17 protein-coding genes are annotated in these 17,554 nt (G+C 73.6%); 12 read left to right on the top strand and 5 right to left on the bottom strand.

The annotated features are described in order from the left end of the window. Positions 1–164: 164 nt before the first annotated feature. Complete coding sequence (locus FZ988_RS13405; protein WP_149204542.1) at positions 165–593, top strand: hypothetical protein; 429 nt, start codon at positions 165–167, stop codon at positions 591–593. After that, complete coding sequence (locus FZ988_RS13410; RefSeq protein ID WP_149204543.1) at positions 590–1,255, top strand: hypothetical protein; 666 nt, start codon at positions 590–592, stop codon at positions 1,253–1,255. The genes FZ988_RS13405 and FZ988_RS13410 overlap by 4 nt, the downstream gene beginning before the upstream one ends. A 32-nt stretch (positions 1,256–1,287) precedes the next feature. Here FZ988_RS13410 and FZ988_RS13415 read toward each other — a convergent pair whose 3' ends face one another. Next, a complete protein-coding gene (locus tag FZ988_RS13415; RefSeq protein ID WP_149204544.1) occupies positions 1,288–2,076 on the bottom strand; it encodes an HAD-IIA family hydrolase in 789 nt (262 codons plus the stop codon). Next, entirely contained in the window at positions 2,073–2,804 is a 732-nt protein-coding gene (locus FZ988_RS13420; protein ID WP_149204545.1) for a DedA family protein, read from the bottom strand. Before FZ988_RS13420 ends, FZ988_RS13415 begins: the two co-directional genes overlap by 4 nt. Before the next feature lie 73 nt (positions 2,805–2,877). Here FZ988_RS13420 and FZ988_RS13425 point away from each other — a divergent pair, with 73 nt between their 5' ends. The 5 genes from FZ988_RS13425 to fbaA all read left to right on the top strand — a co-directional run bounded on the left by FZ988_RS13425 (position 2,878) and on the right by fbaA (position 8,279). Continuing rightward, complete coding sequence (locus FZ988_RS13425) at positions 2,878–3,849, top strand: ABC transporter ATP-binding protein (protein ID WP_246169499.1); 972 nt, start codon at positions 2,878–2,880, stop codon at positions 3,847–3,849. Continuing rightward, on the top strand, positions 3,846–5,144 hold the full coding sequence (locus FZ988_RS13430) for an ABC transporter permease (protein ID WP_223145136.1): 1,299 nt from the start codon (positions 3,846–3,848) through the stop codon (positions 5,142–5,144). Before FZ988_RS13425 ends, FZ988_RS13430 begins: the two co-directional genes overlap by 4 nt. A 4-nt stretch (positions 5,145–5,148) precedes the next feature. Beyond that, positions 5,149–6,393 (top strand): formate-dependent phosphoribosylglycinamide formyltransferase, encoded by a 1,245-nt coding sequence (gene purT, locus FZ988_RS13435; protein ID WP_246169500.1) that lies wholly within the window; start codon positions 5,149–5,151, stop codon positions 6,391–6,393. A 97-nt stretch (positions 6,394–6,490) separates the two neighbouring features. Further along, positions 6,491–7,114 carry a TrmH family RNA methyltransferase gene (locus FZ988_RS13440; RefSeq protein WP_149204656.1) on the top strand — a complete coding sequence of 208 codons (624 nt, stop codon included), beginning with the start codon at positions 6,491–6,493 and terminating at the stop codon, positions 7,112–7,114. 142 nt (positions 7,115–7,256) lie between these two features. Further along, positions 7,257–8,279 (top strand): class II fructose-bisphosphate aldolase, encoded by a 1,023-nt coding sequence (fbaA, locus tag FZ988_RS13445; protein WP_149204546.1) that lies wholly within the window; start codon positions 7,257–7,259, stop codon positions 8,277–8,279. Between the two features lie 139 nt (positions 8,280–8,418). On the opposite strand, the gene FZ988_RS13450 is transcribed toward fbaA, so the two are convergent. Further along, a complete protein-coding gene (locus FZ988_RS13450; RefSeq protein WP_188079117.1) occupies positions 8,419–8,937 on the bottom strand; it encodes an STAS domain-containing protein in 519 nt (172 codons plus the stop codon). Positions 8,938–9,031: 94 nt separating this feature from the next. Between FZ988_RS13450 and FZ988_RS13455 the strand changes: the two genes are divergently transcribed. Continuing rightward, on the top strand, positions 9,032–11,200 hold the full coding sequence (locus FZ988_RS13455; RefSeq protein WP_149204548.1) for a SpoIIE family protein phosphatase: 2,169 nt from the start codon (positions 9,032–9,034) through the stop codon (positions 11,198–11,200). Between the two features lie 57 nt (positions 11,201–11,257). On the opposite strand, the gene FZ988_RS13460 is transcribed toward FZ988_RS13455, so the two are convergent. Further along, the gene (locus tag FZ988_RS13460; RefSeq protein WP_149204549.1) at positions 11,258–11,596 is read right to left on the bottom strand and encodes an STAS domain-containing protein; all 339 of its coding nucleotides are present in this window, start codon (positions 11,594–11,596) and stop codon (positions 11,258–11,260) included. A gap of 239 nt (positions 11,597–11,835) precedes the next feature. Here FZ988_RS13460 and FZ988_RS13465 point away from each other — a divergent pair, with 239 nt between their 5' ends. Continuing rightward, positions 11,836–13,122, top strand: a complete 1,287-nt coding sequence (locus FZ988_RS13465; RefSeq protein WP_149204550.1) for an adenylosuccinate synthase — start codon at positions 11,836–11,838, stop codon at positions 13,120–13,122. A gap of 51 nt (positions 13,123–13,173) precedes the next feature. Here the strand turns inward: FZ988_RS13465 and FZ988_RS13470 are convergent, their stop codons facing one another. Then, the gene (locus FZ988_RS13470; RefSeq protein ID WP_149204551.1) at positions 13,174–14,457 is read right to left on the bottom strand and encodes an MFS transporter; all 1,284 of its coding nucleotides are present in this window, start codon (positions 14,455–14,457) and stop codon (positions 13,174–13,176) included. An 87-nt stretch (positions 14,458–14,544) separates the two neighbouring features. Between FZ988_RS13470 and FZ988_RS13475 the strand changes: the two genes are divergently transcribed. The 3 genes from FZ988_RS13475 (at position 14,545) to FZ988_RS13485 (ending at position 17,520) form a co-directional block, all read left to right on the top strand. Further along, positions 14,545–15,225 carry a winged helix-turn-helix domain-containing protein gene (locus FZ988_RS13475; protein ID WP_149204552.1) on the top strand — a complete coding sequence of 227 codons (681 nt, stop codon included), beginning with the start codon at positions 14,545–14,547 and terminating at the stop codon, positions 15,223–15,225. Between the two features lie 64 nt (positions 15,226–15,289). Then, positions 15,290–16,657 (top strand): phosphoribosylamine--glycine ligase, encoded by a 1,368-nt coding sequence (purD, locus tag FZ988_RS13480; protein WP_149204553.1) that lies wholly within the window; start codon positions 15,290–15,292, stop codon positions 16,655–16,657. Positions 16,658–16,731: 74 nt separating this feature from the next. Beyond that, positions 16,732–17,520, top strand: coding sequence for a hypothetical protein (locus FZ988_RS13485; protein WP_149204554.1), 789 nt, complete (start codon positions 16,732–16,734; stop codon positions 17,518–17,520). Positions 17,521–17,554: the final 34 nt, after the last annotated feature.

Consider the following 17,554-nt stretch of genomic DNA (forward strand, 5'->3'; position numbering starts at 1 on the left):
AGCCGGTCCGTCATATCGACCGAGTCGGTGCCGCATCACGAGCTCGGTGCCAGCGACCCCGGCGGTCGGTCCAGGGTCGCGCTCTCCAGGTAGCGACCGCATGGCATCGGGACACGCCGACAACCCTCCGTTGAAACAGGAGCTCGTCGGGCCATCCTTGCGCCATGACGCACCTCGTGGACGACCGGTGGCAGGAGGCGTTGCCGCACCGGTCGGGCAGTGCCCTCACGGACGCGGTGGCGAGGTTGGAGGGTGCCGGTGTCGGGCCGTCGACGGTGGCTGCAGTGCTCCGTGACCTCGGGGAGAACCTGTGGCGGACCCGGGCCGGAGGCGACCTGGTGGAAGACCCGCTCTCCGGCGCCGAAGCCCGCCTGGTCGTCCTGACCGAGCTCGCTGCGTTCTTGACCGCGAGCGTCGAGCGCGCCGCCTGCCTCCGCAGGCAGGCCGTCGAGGAGCTGAATGCCCACGAGAGCCTCAGCGCGATCGCACGACGCCTCGGGGTGTCGCCCCAGGCCGTGCACAAGCTGCTTCGTAGGAAGGCGTCGGTGGGCAGCGCGAAGTACCCGCACGCATCTGAGATGGGGGCACGATGACCGCGACCGAACGCCAGTCTCCTGGCGGGACGCATGCTGTCGAGGGCCCCGCCCCCGGCCGGGCGCTCGCCCTCTCCGCGTGGGCTGTGAGTCGTGGAGCCGTCCTCACGGGCGCTCTGGTCACGGCACAGATGCTCCGCGCGGACGTGTACACCGCCGCGAAGGCGGTCCTTCTCGTGGTCGCGCTTCTTGCCGTGCTCGCCATGCTGCTGTGGGCGGGTGAGCTTCGCACGCGTGCGTGGTGGACGGTCCCCGATGCGGGACGCCGCGCACCCCTGCCTGCGCGATGGCAGGTGCTGGACGGGCTCCTTGACGGACTCCTCGTCGGTGCCCTCGCCACGCTGCTCGTCCGTCACCCGGGGCTGGGCACGGTCTACCCAGGGGCCCTGGTCGCCGTGATGCTGGGTGCGTTCGCGGGCGTGCACGCCATCGTCACCTTCGTGCGTCAGGCACGTGCCGGTGCTGCCGCGGGGATCGTCGCGCTCCTTCTACGCATGCTCGGCCCGGGCGTCGCGATGTGGAGCGGGATGACCGCCATGCCGTCGGTGTGGCTTCTCGAGCAGGTGGCGGTCGGCGCCTCGGTCGGTTGCTTCACCTACGCAGCGATCGTCGTCGTGCGCATCTGGGCGAGCAGGGCTCCGATGCTGGCAGGCGGCAGCTAGGTCGCCGCGTCGCCGCTCGTCTCGGTAGCTCCTCAGACGCGGGCGATGAGGTCCGCGACCGAGTCGACGACGTGGCTCGGCCGGTAGGGGTACGTGCCGACGTCGGCCGCGCGGGTCGAGCCGGTCAGGACCAGGTAGGTGAGGAGACCGGCCTCGATGCCCGCGACCACGTCGGTGTCCATGCGGTCGCCGACCATCGCGGTGCTCTCCGAGTGCGCGTCGATCCGGTTGAGGGCCGAGCGGAACATCATCGGGTTGGGCTTGCCCACGAAGTACGGTGCACGGCCCGTCGCGGCGGTGATCATCGCGGCCACGGCGCCCGTCGCGGGCAGGTCGCCCTGGGTGCTCGGGCCGGTGACGTCGGGGTTCGTCGCGATGAAGCGGGCGCCGCCCTGGATGAGCCGGACGGCCTTGGTGATCGCCTCGAACGAGTAGGTGCGGGTCTCGCCCAGCACCACGTAGTCGGGGTCCGACTCCGTGAGGGTGTAGCCCGCCTCGTAGAGCGCCGTCGTGAGGCCGGCCTCGCCGATCGCGTACGCGGACCCGTCGGGCACCTGGTCGGTGAGGAAGTCGGCTGTCGCGAGCGCGGACGTCCAGATGGCCTCCTCGGGCACCTCGATGCCGGCCGCGGCGAGGCGTGCACGCAGGTCGCGCGGCGTGAAGATCGAGTTGTTCGTGAGGATGAGGAACGGGCGGCCCGCGTCACGCAGCGCCCGGATGAACTCGGGAGCCCCCGGCACGGCCCGGCCCTCGTGCACGAGCACGCCGTCCATGTCCGTGAGCCAGGACCGGATCTCCCTGTCCTGGGTCCCGCGCGTCATCCCTCGATGTCCTCGCCCGCGACGCGCTCGCGCTCGGCCGGCTCGTCGTACCGCGGGTCGCGTGACTTGCTCCGCGCACGCAGGAGCTCGATCGCGACGGGGATCACGGAGACGCCGACGATCGCGATGAGGATGAGCTCAATGTTCTCCTTGATGAACGTGACGTTCCCCAGGAGGTAGCCGAGGACCGTCACGCCGACGCCCCAGAGGAACGCGCCGACCACGTTGTACGAGACGAAGTGGCGGTATTGCATGTTGCCGACGCCGGCAGCGACGGGTGCGTAGGTCCGGACGAACGGCACGAACCGCGCGATGATGATGGTCCGGCCGCCGTACTTGTCGAAGTACGCGTACGTCTGGTCGATGTACTGCTGCTTGAAGAACCGCGAGTCAGGCCGGTTGAAGATCTTGGGCCCGGCCTTGCGGCCGATGAAGAACGCGACCTGGTCGCCGAGGAACGCCGCCGCGAAGAGCGCCAGGCACAGCACCCACAGCGGAACCGTGATGTGCTCCTGCGCGACGAGCATGCCCGCCGTGAAGAGCAGCGAGTCGCCGGGCAGGAACGGGAAGAGCAGGCCCGTCTCGATGAACACGACCACGACGACGCCGATGAGCGCGTACGGGCCGAACGACTCGATGAGCTTCTCGGCGTTCAGGAAGTCGGGCCCGAGCGTGGAGACCGGACCTCCCGCGAGCACGGCGTCGGCCAGGGCGGAGGTGAGGTGCACGTGCCCAGGGTACGTGGTGCGGCCCGGCCGCTAAGGTCTCGACCAGGACGCAGGGAGAGGTGAGGACGGGGCTGTGCGGGACGAGCAGGCAGGCGACGCGGGCGACGAGCTGACCCTCACGGGCGTCTCCCGCAGCTTCGGGGACCGCCTGGTGCTCGACGACGTGGGCTTCACCGTCCGCCCCGGCCGCATGACCGGGTTCATCGGCGCCAACGGCGCGGGCAAGACCACGACGATGCGCATCGTGCTGGGCGTCCTGGCGCCCGACGCGGGCCGGGTCGAGCTCGGGGGCCGCGAGCTCACGCGCCCCGTCCGGCGCCGGTTCGGGTACATGCCCGAGGAGCGGGGCCTGTACCCGAAGATGCGCATCGACGAGCAGCTCGTCTACCTCGGTCGCGTCCACGGCCTCGGCCTGCGTGACGCGCGCCGTCGCACCGACGAGCTCCTGGACCAGCTGGGCCTCGCCGACCGCGCGCACGACCAGCTCCACACCCTCTCGCTCGGCAACCAGCAGCGCGTGCAGGTGGCGGCCGCCCTGGTCCACGACCCCGTCCTGCTGGTACTCGACGAGCCGTTCTCCGGCCTCGACCCGATCGCCGTCGACGCGATGGGCGCCCACCTACGCGCACGGGCCGACGCCGGCGTCCCCGTCCTGTTCTCGTCGCACCAGCTCGAGCTCGTCGAGCGGCTGTGCGACGACGTCGTGATCATCGACCACGGCCGGGTCGTCGCCGCCGGGTCCGCCGACGCCGTCCGCACCCAGCGCAAGGGCCGGCGTTTACGCCTCCTCGTCGAGCCGGAGCCGGGCGAGATGGCGTCCGCCGCGCCGCTGGCCGAGGGCGCGCCCACGGGGCTGTCCGCGTTCCTCGAGCAGGTGCCGGGCGTCAGCGTCCACAGCCAGGACGGGCTGCGCGTGGTCGTCGACCTCGCGGACGACGCCGACGACCAGGCGCTGCTCGCCACGGCCCAGCAGCACGGGGTGGTCCGGGAGTTCACCCCGCTGGTGCCGACCCTGGCCGAGATCTTCCGGGAGGTCGTCCGATGAGCACGCGCGCGGGCGTCGAGGTCGACGCGATGTCACCGTGGACCGCCGTCCGGGTCGTCGCGGCACGCGAGATCATGGTCAAGCTGCGGGACAAGGCGTTCATCGGGTCGACCGTCTTCATGCTCCTGCTCGTCGTGGTCGCGACCGCGATCCCGCTGCTCCTCGGCAACCAGACGCCGAGTCTGCGGGTCGCGGTCCAGGGCTCCGCGGCGCACGACGCCGTCGAGCTCGCCACCGCGCTCGGCCGCGAGGCGCAGGAGCCGTCGGCCGAGGGCACGGACGTGTCCTCCGTCCTGTCGCTCCTCGGCGTCGGGACGCTCCCGGGGGCGGACCTGACGACGGTCGAGGTCGAGCCGGGCTCCGACGTCGGGCGCCTGGTGCGGGACGGTGACGTGGACGCGGCCGTCGTCGGTGACGACCTCGCGACGCTCCGCGTGCTCGGCGCCGAGTCGGTGCCCGACGAGGTCGCGCTGCTCCTGCGTGCGGCGTCCACCGAGCTGCAGGTCGCGCAGACCGCGGAGCGCGGCGGGCTGACCACGGCGGAGGTCCAGGCGCTGACGAGCCCGCCCGCGCCGACCACGGAGCTGCTCGAGCCCCGGCCCACGGGGTCCATGCCGCCCGAGCTGCTGGTCCTGGCCTTCGCGTTCCTCTTCTACATCTCCGTGCTCACGTTCGGCATGTCGATCGCGCAGAGCGTCGTCGAGGAGAAGCAGTCGCGCATCGTCGAGCTGCTCGTCGCGGCCCTGCCGGTCCGCTGGCTGCTCGCCGGGAAGGTGCTGGGCAACACGGTCATGGCCGTCGGCCAGATCGTCCTCGTGGTGGGGACCGGGCTGCTCGGTGCGTCGCTCGCGGGCCAGGGCGCGATCCTCGGCCAGGTGCTGCGGGCGTCGGGCTGGTTCGTGCTGTTCTTCGTGCTCGGGTTCGTCATGCTCGCGTGCCTGTGGGCCGTCGCCGGGTCGCTCGCGTCACGCGTCGAGGACCTCCAGTCCACGACCGTGTTCATGCAGGTGCTGGTCATCGCCCCGTTCTTCGCCGCGATCTTCGCGATCGACCCGGGGCCGACCCAGACCCTCCTGTCCTACATCCCCTTCACCGCCCCCCTGCTGATGCCCGCCCGCGTGGTGCTCGGCACCGTCGAGGTGTGGGAGCCGTACGTCGCGGCCGCCGTCGTGCTCGTCACGGCGCTCCTGTTCGTCGGCCTCGGCGCGCGCCTCTACGAGGGGTCGGTGCTCCACACGTCGAACCGCCTCAAGGCCGTGCAGGCGTGGCGCTCGGCCCGGCGCACGGGGGCCTGAGGACGTGGTCCTGCCCGACGCCGGCCATCTCGGCACACCGCTGACCCCCGGGGCGACCCGCGTCCTCCTGCTCGGCTCGGGTGAGCTCGGCAAGGAGGTCGCGATCGAGCTCCAGCGCCTCGGTGTCGAGGTCGTCGCCGCGGACCGGTACGCCGACGCCCCGGCCATGCAGGTCGCGCACCGCTCCCACGTGCTCGACATGCTCGACCCGGTGGCGCTGCGGGCGCTGCTCGACGCGGAGCGGCCGCACGTCGTGGTGCCCGAGATCGAGGCGATCGCGACGCAGGTGCTCGCCGACGTCGAGGCCTCGGGCCTGCGCGTCGTGCCCACGGCGCGTGCCACGGTGCTCACGATGGACCGCGAGGGCATCCGGCGCCTCGCGGCCGAGGACCTCGGCCTGCCGACGTCGCCCTACCGGTTCGCGGGGACCCGCCACGAGCTCGACGCCGCGGTCGCCGCCGTCGGCTTCCCCTGCGTGGTCAAGCCCGTCATGTCCTCGTCCGGCAAGGGCCAGTCGGTCCTGCGCGGACCGGACGACGTCGACACCGCGTGGGCGTACGCGCAGACCGGTGGGCGCGTGGCGGCCGGCACCGGTGACGGGTCGGGTGACCACGCGGCGCGTGTCATCGTCGAGGGATTCGTGCCCTTCGACTCGGAGATCACGCTCCTGACGGTGCGGCACACGGGCGGCACCACGTTCTGCGACCCGATCGGCCACACGCAGGTCGACGGCGACTACCGCGAGTCGTGGCAGCCGGCCGCGCTCCCGCCCGGCGTCCTCGAGCGGGCCCAGGAGGTGGCCGCGACGGTCACGGACGCGCTCGGCGGCTGGGGCGTGTTCGGCGTCGAGCTCTTCGTCGTCGGCGACCAGGTGCTCTTCTCGGAGGTGTCGCCCCGCCCGCACGACACGGGGCTGGTCACGCTCGTCTCGCAGGACCTCTCCGAGTTCGCCCTGCACGCGCGTGCCGTGCTCGGCCTGCCGGCTGCGCCCGTGCTGCGGCTCGGTGCCGGGCAGGGCCAGGACGCCGCGGCGTCGTGCGCGGTGCTCGCCGAAGGCCACGGGGTGCCCGACGTCGCGGGGGTCGAGCGGGCGCTCGCGGTCCCGACCGCGCAGGTGCGCCTGTTCGGCAAGCCCGTCGTGTCCGGCCGCCGGCGGGTCGCCGTCACGCTCGCCCGCGGCGCCGACGTCGACGAGGCGCGTGCGCGGGCCACCCGGGCCGCCGCGGCGCTCGACGTCCGGCTGGTCTGACCGCGTGGGGGACCAGGCCCACGAAGCGCCCGACGCGCGGGCGGGAGACCACGCGGCGCCCGGCGGTGCCCCGTCGGACGCTCGCCCGGCCGAGGACCTGGCGCCCGAGGTCGGCGTCGGCCCCTGGCCCGGCGGACCGGACGCCTGGCCCGACCTCGACGTCGACGGGGTGCGCCGCTACGACCCGGACCTGCTCGCTCACGGCGACCGCCGCAACGTCGTCGACCGCTACCGCTACTGGACGGTCGAGGCAGTCGTCGCGGACCTCGACACCCGACGGCACCCCTTCCACGTCGCGATCGAGAACTGGGCGCACGACCTCAACATCGGGTCCGTCGTCCGGACCGCCAATGCCTTCGCGGCTGCCGAGGTGCACATCGTCGGTCGCCGCCGCTGGAACCGCCGCGGGGCCATGGTGACGGACCGGTACCAGCACCTGCGGCACCACCCGGACGTCGACGACCTGCTCACCTGGGCGCGCGACGCGGGGCTGCCCGTGCTCGGCGTCGACAACCTGCCGGGCTCGGTGCCGCTCGAGGGCTACCCGCTGCCCCGCGCGTGCGTGCTGCTGCTCGGCCAGGAGAGCGTGGGCCTGTCCGACGCCGCGCGCGCCGCCTGCACGGACGTGCTGCACATCCGCCAGTTCGGCTCGACGCGCTCCATCAACGCCGGTGCTGCTGCGGCCATCGCGATGCACACCTGGATCACCCTGCACGCCTGACCGGCACACGGGTCGCCGGATCGGCAGGTGCGGCGGGTCGGCTCGCGGGGCGCCGGGACCAGGGGGCGAGAAGTCCCGGTGCCTTTTCCGCGGGTGGTGGGAGGATGTCGGTGATCCAACCCCACATACAGCAGGAGTCTTCATGGCCATCGCCACCCCTGAGGTCTACGCCGAGATGATCGACCGGGCGAAGGCGGGCAAGTTCGCCTACCCGGCTGTCAACATCACCTCCTCCCAGACGGTCACGGCCGCTCTGCAGGGTTTCGCCGAGGCTGAGTCGGACGGCATCATCCAGGTCTCCGTCGGTGGCGCGGAGTACGCGTCCGGCTCGACGATCAAGGACCGTGTCGCGGGCACCATGGCGCTCGCCGCCTACGCCGCCGAGGTCGCGAAGAACTACCCGATCACGATCGCGCTGCACACGGACCACTGCACCAAGAAGAACCTCGAGACCTGGGTCCGCCCGCTCCTCGCGATCGAGGCCGAGCAGGTCAAGGCCGGCAAGCTCCCCACGTTCCAGTCGCACATGTTCGACGGCTCGGACATCCCGCTCGACGAGAACCTCGTCATCGCGGCCGAGCTCCTCGAGCTGTCGCAGGCGGCGCGCACCATCCTCGAGATCGAGGTCGGCGTCGTCGGTGGCGAGGAGGACGGCCACGAGGCCGCGATCAACGACAAGCTCTACACGACGGTCGAGGACGGCCTCGCGACGGTCGCCGCGCTCGGCACGGGCGAGAAGGGCCGCTACCTCACGGCCCTCACGTTCGGCAACGTGCACGGCGTCTACAAGCCGGGTGCCGTCAAGCTGCGTCCCGCGATCCTCAAGGAGATCCAGGACGCCGTCGGCGCGAAGGTCGGCAAGGCCAACCCGTTCGACCTCGTCTTCCACGGCGGCTCGGGCTCGACGGCCGAGGAGATCTCCGAGGCTGTCGACAACGGCGTCATCAAGATGAACATCGACACCGACACCCAGTACGCGTTCACGCGTCCCGTCGTCGGCCACATGTTCAGCAACTACGACGGCGTCCTCAAGATCGACGGTGAGGTCGGCAACAAGAAGGCGTACGACCCGCGCGCCTGGGGCAAGCTCGCCGAGGCGGGCATGGCTCAGCGCATCGTCGAGGCGTCCCAGCAGCTGCGCTCCGCGGGGCACAAGCTCGGCTGACACACCGCAGCGGACCGACGAGGCCGCCGCCACCACCCACGGGTCGGTGACGGCGGCCTCGTCGCGTCAGGCGGAGAATCGGCGACGGGGTCGGCCGGTGCCTAGGTCCGGCCGGCGCGGTGGGTCGGACGGACCAGCGTCAGGCGACGTCCTCGGGGCCGGACGGCACCGGCTGGGTGCTGCGGCCCCCGGGCCCGATGGTCGGCAGGCCGTGCGCCTGCGGCGCGGGCACGGGCTCGCCGTCCTCGACGAGCTCGAGGAGCTCCCCGATCCGCGTGACCTGGAGCAGGAACCGCACCGTCTCGGGTGCCCTGAGCACGCGGACGCGCTCGGTGCTGCGCGTCGCGATGCGCGCGAGGAAGGCGATGCCCGACGAGTCCATGAAGGTCACGTGCTGGGCGTCGATGTCGATGGGCAGGCCGGTCGCCTCGGCGTCGGCCGTGGCCTCCGTCAGATCGGCGGCGAGGTCCGCGTCGACCTCGCCCGACAGGACGATCCGGGTGCGCTCACCCTCGACGATGACGTGCACGGACGCGGGCTCCGCCGCGGTCTCGGACAGGGGGGCGAGGCTGGCGTCGGACGCGTCGCCGGTGGCACGCTCCTGGGAGCCCCCTGGCTCGACAGGCCCGCCCGGCGTCCGGCTGTTACCGTCGCGCACGTCGCTCCCTCCGGCCGAGCCCTCGCTCCGTGCCCCGTCTGGGACGCGTGACCCGCAGGGCGTCTGTGCGAACGGTAGACGATCGGAGGTGCTGATGGTCAACCAGCACGAGCCCGGCGCCTCCCCGACGTCCGCCCCACCCCCGTCCGGCCCGCCTGACGGCCTGCTCGCCGAGGTCAGGGACCGGGCGCTGCACGCCACTGACGTGTCCTTCGTCATCACGGACGCGGCCGAGCCGGGCCGCGGGATCGTCTGGGTCAACGACGCCTTCACGCGAACGACGGGCTACCCGCTCGAGGAGGTCCTGGGCCGCACGCCCTCGATGCTGCACGGGCCGGACACGGACCGCACGGCCACCGCTCGCCTCGGCGCGGCGGTCGCCGAGGGCCGGCCGGGGACGGCGACGGTCCTCAACTACCGGCGCGACGGCACGACGTTCTGGAACCAGGTGTCCGTCTCGCCGGTGCCGGACGAGCACGGTCGGATCACGCACTGGGTGGGCATCCAGGTGGACGTGACCGACCAGGTCGAGCGCACCGACGAGCAGGCGCGCGAGATCGAGGTGGAGCGTCGTGCACGCGCCGGGCTCGCCCTCGTGTCGCAGGTCTCGGACCTGCTCTCGGACCTCGAGGACCCGTACGTGCTGCGGGAGATCGCGTCGCTCCTGCGCGCCGAGGTCGTCGCGTGGGCGGCGTTCTTCGTGGACGACGCGGGCCTGCGACCGGCCAACGGCATCGACCCCGCCTTCCACGAGCGTTCCGTCGTGCCCCGTGCACGTAGCGGCGGTGTGCCCGGCGTCGACGCGCAGGGCCGCCCGGACCCCGTCCTGGCCCTGCTCGACGGCAGCGCAGCGGGCCCGATCGAGCTGTCGCTCGACCCGGTGGCGTCCGGCACGACGACGACCTGGCTCGCCGACCAGGTGCGCGCCGCCCTGCGGGGACGCGACGCACCGCCCGAGGTCGTGGTCGTCCACGCGGTGCCTGGGCGCCGCCGGACCCAGGGCGTCCTGGTGAGCGTGCCGCGGGGCGGGCCCGGCCTCGAGTCGCTCGACGAGAACGACCGGACCGTGCTCAGCCTCGTGGTGCGGCGCGTGGGCATGGCCGTCGACAACGTGCGCCTGTACACGCGCGAGCACCGCCTCGCCGAGACCCTCCAGCGCGCGATGCTGCCCGAGCAGGCCGAGATCCGTGACCTGGACGTGTGGACGTACTACGCCCCCAGCTCGGAGCACGCGCAGGTGGGCGGCGACTGGTTCGACGTGCTCCAGGTGTCGCCCGACGTCATCGCCCTGGTGATCGGTGACGTGGTGGGGCACGACGTCGAGGCGGCTGCGGCGATGGGCCAGCTCCGCTCCGTCGTCCGCTCCTACGTGTTCGACAGCGTCGAGCCGGGCGCGGTGCTCGACCGCGTGGACCAGCTCGTCGCAGGCATGCGGATCCCGCGGTCTGCGAGCCTCGTGCTGGCGATGCTCGTCCGCGCGGACGGGGCGTGGACCCTGAGGTACTCCCGCGCGGGCCACCTGCCGCCGCTCCTCGCGCGCTCCGGCGAGGTCCTCCAGATGTCCGACGCCGGGGGCGCCATGGTCGGCTTCGGCACGTCCGGGCGCACCACGGGCCAGGAGGAGCTGCAGCCCGGGGACGTGCTGGTCCTGTACACCGACGGCCTCATCGAACGGCGCGACCGCACGCTGCGTGCAGGGCTGGGCGCCCTCGTCGACGCGATGGCCCTGGTCGGTGCGGTCGACGCCGCAGGCGTGGGCGAGGAGCTCCTGTCCAGGCTCGCCGACGGGCCGGAGGACGACGTCGCCGTCGTCGTGCTGCGGGTCCCTGACCCTCAGGCGCCCGTCACCCACGGCCCCGGCACACCGCGGCGCCGGCGGTGGTCCCTGCCGAGCGAGCCGTCGTCGATCGCGCGGGCCCGGCATGCCGTGGTCCGCACGTGCGCCGCGTGGGGGATCGAGCGCCCGCAGGCCGCCGAGCTCGTGGTGTCGGAGATGGTCGCGAACGCCGTGCTGCACGGCTGGGGGCACGTGGTGCTGCGGCTGTTCGACACGGGCGAGGGTCTGCGCATCGAGGTCGAGGACGCCAACCCGGCGCCGCCGGTCACGACGGACGGGCACCCCGGGCGCGTGGGTGGCTACGGCATGCAGATCGTCGAGCGGCTCGCGGACTGGGGCTGGCGGCCGTCGGGCGGCGGCAAGCTCGTGTGGGCGAAGGTCCACCCGTCACCGTTCGGCCTCACGGGCGCGCCGCCCGCCCCCTGAGGGGGGCCCGCACCCCGAGCCCTGCGGGCTGAGTGCGGCAGGCCGAACGCCCTGGCCCTACAGGTGGGCGGCCTCGATCGGCGGGCACGCGTGCTCGGTGTCGATGCGGAACAGCTCGAGCGCACCGCACACCTCGAGCACGAAGAGCTCGCGCTCGTCGCAGCCGCGCAGCACGGTCGCGCCGCCGCGGCGGCGACTCGAGTCGGCGAGCGAGATGAGGAACGCGGCGCCCGTCGAGTCCATGAACGTCACGCGGCACATGTCGATGACGAGGAGCTGGCGGCGCAGACCGGTCACCCGTGCGGCGATCTCGGGGAACTGCTCGCGTTCCGCGAGGTCGAGGTCGCCCGAGATGGTCAGCGTGGTCGTCGCGGACGACATCGCGATCTCGATCATGAACGGCGTCTCCTTGGGGCTGGGCGAGGCCGCCCGAGCCGTCCTCGACTGTAGCCACCGACCCCCGCACCTGCATGTCCAGCCGGCGGCCGGCCATCCCTCGACCGGGCGCCTCCGGTAGCCTCGATCCGGCATCGCGGGCACCGTCGCGGGTGCCGCACGGCCCCTCGGCCGTGCACCGGGTGCCCCGCGCGTGCCCCGGGCGCCCTCCGCGCCGGCCGTCGAGAGAAGGAAGAGCAATGCCAGCCGTCGTCGTGCTCGGCGCCCAGTGGGGCGACGAGGGCAAGGGCAAGGCCACCGACCAGCTCGGCTCCCGGGTCGACTACGTCGTCAAGTTCAACGGCGGCAACAACGCCGGGCACACGGTGGTCATCGACGGCGAGAAGTACGCGCTGCACCTGCTCCCGTCGGGCATCCTCTCGCCCGGGGTCACCCCGGTGATCGGCAACGGCGTGGTCGTCGACCTCGAGGTCCTGTTCCAGGAGATCGACGCGCTCGACGCGCGCGGCGTGGACACGTCGAAGCTCCTCGTCTCCGCGAACGCCCACATCATCGCGCCCTACAACCGCACGATCGACAAGGTCACGGAGCGGTTCCTCGGCAAGCGGCGCATCGGGACGACGGGCCGCGGCATCGGCCCCACGTACGCGGACAAGATCAGCCGCGTGGGCATCCGTGTCCAGGACCTGTTCGACGAGCACATCCTCGCGCAGAAGATCGAGGGCGCCCTCGACCAGAAGAACCACCTGCTGGTCAAGGTCTACAACCGTCGCGCGATCACCGTCGAGGAGACGCTCGAGGACCTGCTCACGCTCGCCGAGCGGCTGCGGCCGATGGTCGCGGACACCTCGCTCGTGCTCAACCAGGCGCTCGACGCGGGCAAGACCGTGCTGTTCGAGGCGGGCCAGGCGACGATGCTCGACGTCGACCACGGCACGTACCCGTTCGTCACGTCGTCGTCGGCCACGGCGGGCGGGGCCTGCACCGGCTCGGGCGTCGGGCCCACGCGCATCGACCGCGTCGTCGGCGTCATCAAGGCGTACACGACGCGCGTCGGTGAGGGCCCGTTCCCCACGGAGCTCCTCGACGACATGGGTGAGCACCTGCGCAAGACCGGCGGCGAGTACGGGACGACGACGGGCCGACCGCGCCGCACCGGCTGGTACGACGCGGTGGTCGCGCGCTACTCGAGCCGCGTCAACGGCCTGACGGACCTCGTGGTCACCAAGCTCGACACGCTGACCGGCCTCGAGAAGGTCCCCGTGTGCGTGGCGTACGACGTCAACGGCGTGCGCCACGACGAGATGCCCGTCGACCAGAGCGAGTTCCACCACGCGACGCCGATCTACGAGGAGCTCGACGGCTGGTGGGAGGACATCTCCGCGTGCCGGTCGTTCGACGAGCTGCCGGCGACGGCGCAGCGGTACGTGCTCGCGCTCGAGGAGATGTCAGGCACGCGGGTCTCGGCGATCGGCGTGGGCCCTGGCCGCGAGGCGACGATCGTCCGGCACGACCTGCTGTCCTGACGCACCGGGCGGCACGGCAGCGGGCCGGGGCGGGTCGGTGGTGCGCGCCGCTCACGCGTCCGGGTTGGCCCGCTCGGCCGCCTCGACCGTCGACCGCCGCACCCTGAGCGCGGGGTACGCGGCGGCGAGCGCCGTGACCACGGCGGCACCGACGAGGACCGGGGCGACGTCGACGCGCTCGGCGGCCGCGCCCGCCAGGAGGGCGCCGACGGGCATCAGGCCGTAGCCGATGGTCCGCCCGGCGCCGGACGTGCGGCCCAGGAGGGCACGCGGCACGACGCGCTGGCGCAGGGACATCGAGATCGTGTTGCCCACGGTGTTCGTGGCCCCGACGAGGAGCATGACGACGGCGAGCGCGGGCACCGTGGGGACGAGGACGGGCACGAGCAGCAGCGGGGCGACGGCGAGCCAGCACGCGTACATGACGCGGAGCTCCGCGACGTGCCGGAGCAGGCGCTCGGTCAGGAGCGACCCGGCCACGGCGCCGACGGCGAGGACCGTGGTCAGCAGCGGGTAGTGCGCGGCCTCCATCTGCATGCGGGACCCCGGCCCGACGACCCAGAGCAGGAACACGGCCATGTACGCGGTCGAGGCCATGTTCATGAGCCCGCCAGCGAGGACGAACGGTCGCAGCACGGGGTGGTGGACCACGTAGCGGATGCCCTCGAGGACGTCCGCGACCGGCCGCGTGGGCGTCGTGGGCTGCGCGCGGTGCGGGCCGGGGACGCCGCGCAGCAGCACCACGGCCGCGGCGACGGCCAGTGCCGCGGGCACTCCCAGCACCCACCCGGCGCCGAGCGTCAGGAGCACGCCCGCGACGGGGCTCCCGACGAACGTGTTGGTCACCTGCTGGGTCGCGAGGAGGCGTCCGTTCGCGGCCTGGAGCCGGCTGCGGGGGACGAGGTCGGGCACGAGCGCCGTCTCGGCGAGGTCGGCGAACACCTCCGTGACGCCGTAGGCCAGGACCAGGCCGACCAGGACGGGCATGGTGAGGCGGTCGGCCGCGGCGAGCGACGCGCCCGCGAGGAGGAGCGCCGCACGGGCCGCCAGGGCGACGACCTGCGCGGTGCGGCGGTCGGTGCGGTCGACCACGACGCCGCCGACGAGGCCGAGCACCAGCCAGGGCAGCCAGGTGGCGGCCGCGACGAGCGCGAGCTGGCCGGGGGAGCGGGTGATCGTCAGGGCGACGAGGGGTGCGCCCATCTGCACGACGCCGTCGCCCAGGTTGGCGAGGCCGGTCGAGGTGAGCAGGGCGGTGAACGGCCGTCCGAGCGGGGCCGGGGGCGCGTCGACGTCCGCCGCGCGGGTCGTCGGGTGCGCTGCGCTCGTGGTCATGGTTCCCCCGGTTAGGCTCGGCTCGTTGCAGAGGAGTCGTTGCAAAGGATTCTCTGCAGAAGTATCGATGCAAAGGTATCTCTGCATATGACCGAGAACAAGACCCCCGTCGACCCCGCCGCGCCCGCAGGTGTCCCCGCACGCGGGCCGGGGCCCGACGACGGGCTCCCCTCGGGCGCACCGGCGGCCGTCGGCGACGCGCCCCCCATCGGGCCGGAGGCGCTCAAGGCGTTCGCCCACCCCCTGCGGATGGCCATGTACCGGTACCTCACGGCGCACGGGTCCGGGACGGCCAGCGCGCTCGCCCGGCACACCGGGGAGAGCACCGGCCAGACGAGCTACCACCTGCGCCAGCTCGAGCGGCACGGCCTGATCGAGGACGACCCCGAGCGGGCCGGCTCGGGCCGTGAGCGGTGGTGGCGCCCCACGGGCTTCAGCCTCGACCCCCGCACGTTCGACGACCCGGCGGTCAGGCTCGCGGCGGATGTCGCGCTGCGCGCCCTCGTCGACGAGCGCTCCGAGCTGCTGCTCGGCTGGTTCGACCGCGCCCAGCGCAGCTCCGTCGACCCGTGGGTCGACGCGTCGATGCACAACGTCGCGACCGGGGACCTGACCGTGGACGAGCTGGCGAACCTGCGTGAGCGGCTCGGGGAGGTCCTGGACGACGCGTTCGCGGCGGCCAAGGCCCGCAAGGCCGCAGACGGCCCGGCCGGCAGGCGTCGCGTCCGCGCGTACGTGGACGCGTTCCCGCTCGACGTCACGGACTGACTCCGCTGCATGACCGGGCGTCGGACCGCGCTGACCCCGGCGCCCCGCACTAGGCTGACGGCCCGTGAGGATCCTCGTCATCGGTTCGGGCGCGCGCGAGCACGCCATCGTCGTGGCGCTCTCCCGGGGGGCCGCCCCGGGCGACCCCCCAGGTGCCGAGACCCCGCACGAGCTGCACGCCGCACCCGGCAACCCGGGCATCGGCACCCGCGCGACGCTCCACGACGTGGACCCCCTCGACCCCTCGGCCGTCGCCGCGCTGGCCGGTGAGATCGGAGCGGACCTCGTCGTCGTCGGGCCCGAGGCCCCGCTCGTCGCGGGGGTCGCGGACGCTGTGCGTGACGCGGGCATCGCGTGCTTCGGCCCGAGCGCCGAGGCCGCCGCGCTCGAGGGTTCCAAGGCGTTCGCGAAGGAGGTCATGGCGGCCGCGGGCGTGCCCACCGCGATGGCCCACGTGTGCACGACGGTCGACGAGGTGGCCGACGCGCTCGACGCGTTCGGCGCCCCCTACGTCGTCAAGGACGACGGCCTGGCCGCCGGCAAGGGCGTCGTCGTGACGTCGGACCGCGACGAGGCCCTGACCCATGCGCGCACGTGCCTGGAGCGCCGGTCGGGCGCCGTCGTCGTCGAGGAGTACCTCGACGGGCCGGAGGTGTCGCTGTTCTGCCTCAGCGACGGCGCGACCGTCGTCCCCCTCGCCCCGGCGCAGGACTTCAAGCGCGCGCTCGACGACGACGAGGGGCCGAACACGGGCGGCATGGGCGCCTACTCGCCGCTGCCCTGGGCGCCTGCGGACCTCGTGGACGAGGTCGTCGAGCGCGTGGCGCAGCCCACGGTCGACGAGATGCACCGCCGCGGTACCCCCTTCGCGGGGGTCCTGTACTGCGGGCTCGCGCTGACGTCGCGCGGCGTGCGGGTCATCGAGTTCAACGCGCGCTTCGGGGACCCCGAGACGCAGGTGGTGCTCCCGCGCCTCGCGACGCCGCTCGCCGACGTGCTCCTCGCGGCCGCGACCGGACGCCTCGAGCACGTCGCGCGGCTGCGCTGGCACGACTCCGCGGCGGTGACGGTCGTCGTCGCCGCGCACGGGTACCCCGGCCCGGTACGGGCCGGTGACGAGGTCGAGGGCATCGACGACGCCGAGGCCGTGCCGGGCGTGCACGTGCTCCAGGCCGGCACGGCGGCCGCGGACGACGGCGGGATCGTGTCCGCAGGCGGGCGCGTGCTGTCCGTCGTGGGCGTCGGGCCCGACGTCGCGGCGGCGCGCGAGACCGCGTACGCGGGCGTCGACCGGATCGGGCTGCGCGGGTCGCACCACCGCGGCGACATCGCGGCGCGCATGCCCGAGCCGGTGGCCGGGACGCCTGGGACACCCGGGACACCTGGGGCGCCCAGGTCGTCGGCGGGGGCCGACGTCGAGGCGGGGATCTGAGGTACGCGGTGCGCCGCGCCGGACGGCGGTCTGAGGTCGGGGCGCCGGGCGCGTCGACCCTGCCGCGCGGTCAGGTGACCCGGCGGGTGCTCCGCGCGGCCCGTGCCTGCGCGGGCGGTGCGCTCGTCGCCGTGCTGCTCGTGGCGTGCTCGGCCGGTGGCGACCCCGTGCCCACGCCGACGCCGTCGGCCACCCCCACGCAGACGCCCGAGCCCACGCCGGAGCCCGAGCCCTGGCTCTCGGTCCTCGCGACCGCGACCGGACCGACGGTCGACCTCTACGCGGAGCCCGACCCCGCGGTCGCCGTCCCGGTGCCCGTGCGCACGCTGGCCGCGGCCGAGGTGGTCTCGCGGCCCGACGCCGTCCCCCTGACGCTCCTGGTGATCGAGCAGCGGGACGGCTGGCTGCACGTGGCGCTCCCCGTCGCCCCGCACGGCTCGACGGGGTGGGTCCGGGCCGCGGACGTGACGCTGTCCTCGACGGACCTGCGCCTCGAGGTGCGCCTCACGGAGCACAGGCTCCTGCTGCACCGGCGTGACGAGGTCGTCCTCGACGTCGCGGTGGGCGTCAACCCGCAGGCCGCGCCGGCGCCGGGCACCGGGTACTTCGTGACAGAGCTGCTCCAGCCGCCGACGCCGGACGGCGTCTACGGCGCCTACGCGTACGGGCTCTCGGGCGCGCCGCCCGTGCTGAGCGCGTTCGCGGCAGGTGCCGGCCTGGTCGCCCTGCACGGCACGAGCCAGCCCGAGACGGTGGGTACGGACACCCCGACGGGCTCCATCCGGATGCTCGACACGGACGTCACACGCCTCGTCCAGGAGTTCGGGCTGCCGCTCGGCACGCCCGTCGACGTCGTCGCCTGAACGGTGCCGCCCCTGGCCCCCCGACCCTGGGAGA

The sequence above is a fragment of the Actinotalea subterranea genome (assembly GCF_008364845.1).
GTDB classification, from domain to species: Bacteria; Actinomycetota; Actinomycetes; order Actinomycetales; family Cellulomonadaceae; genus Actinotalea; species Actinotalea subterranea.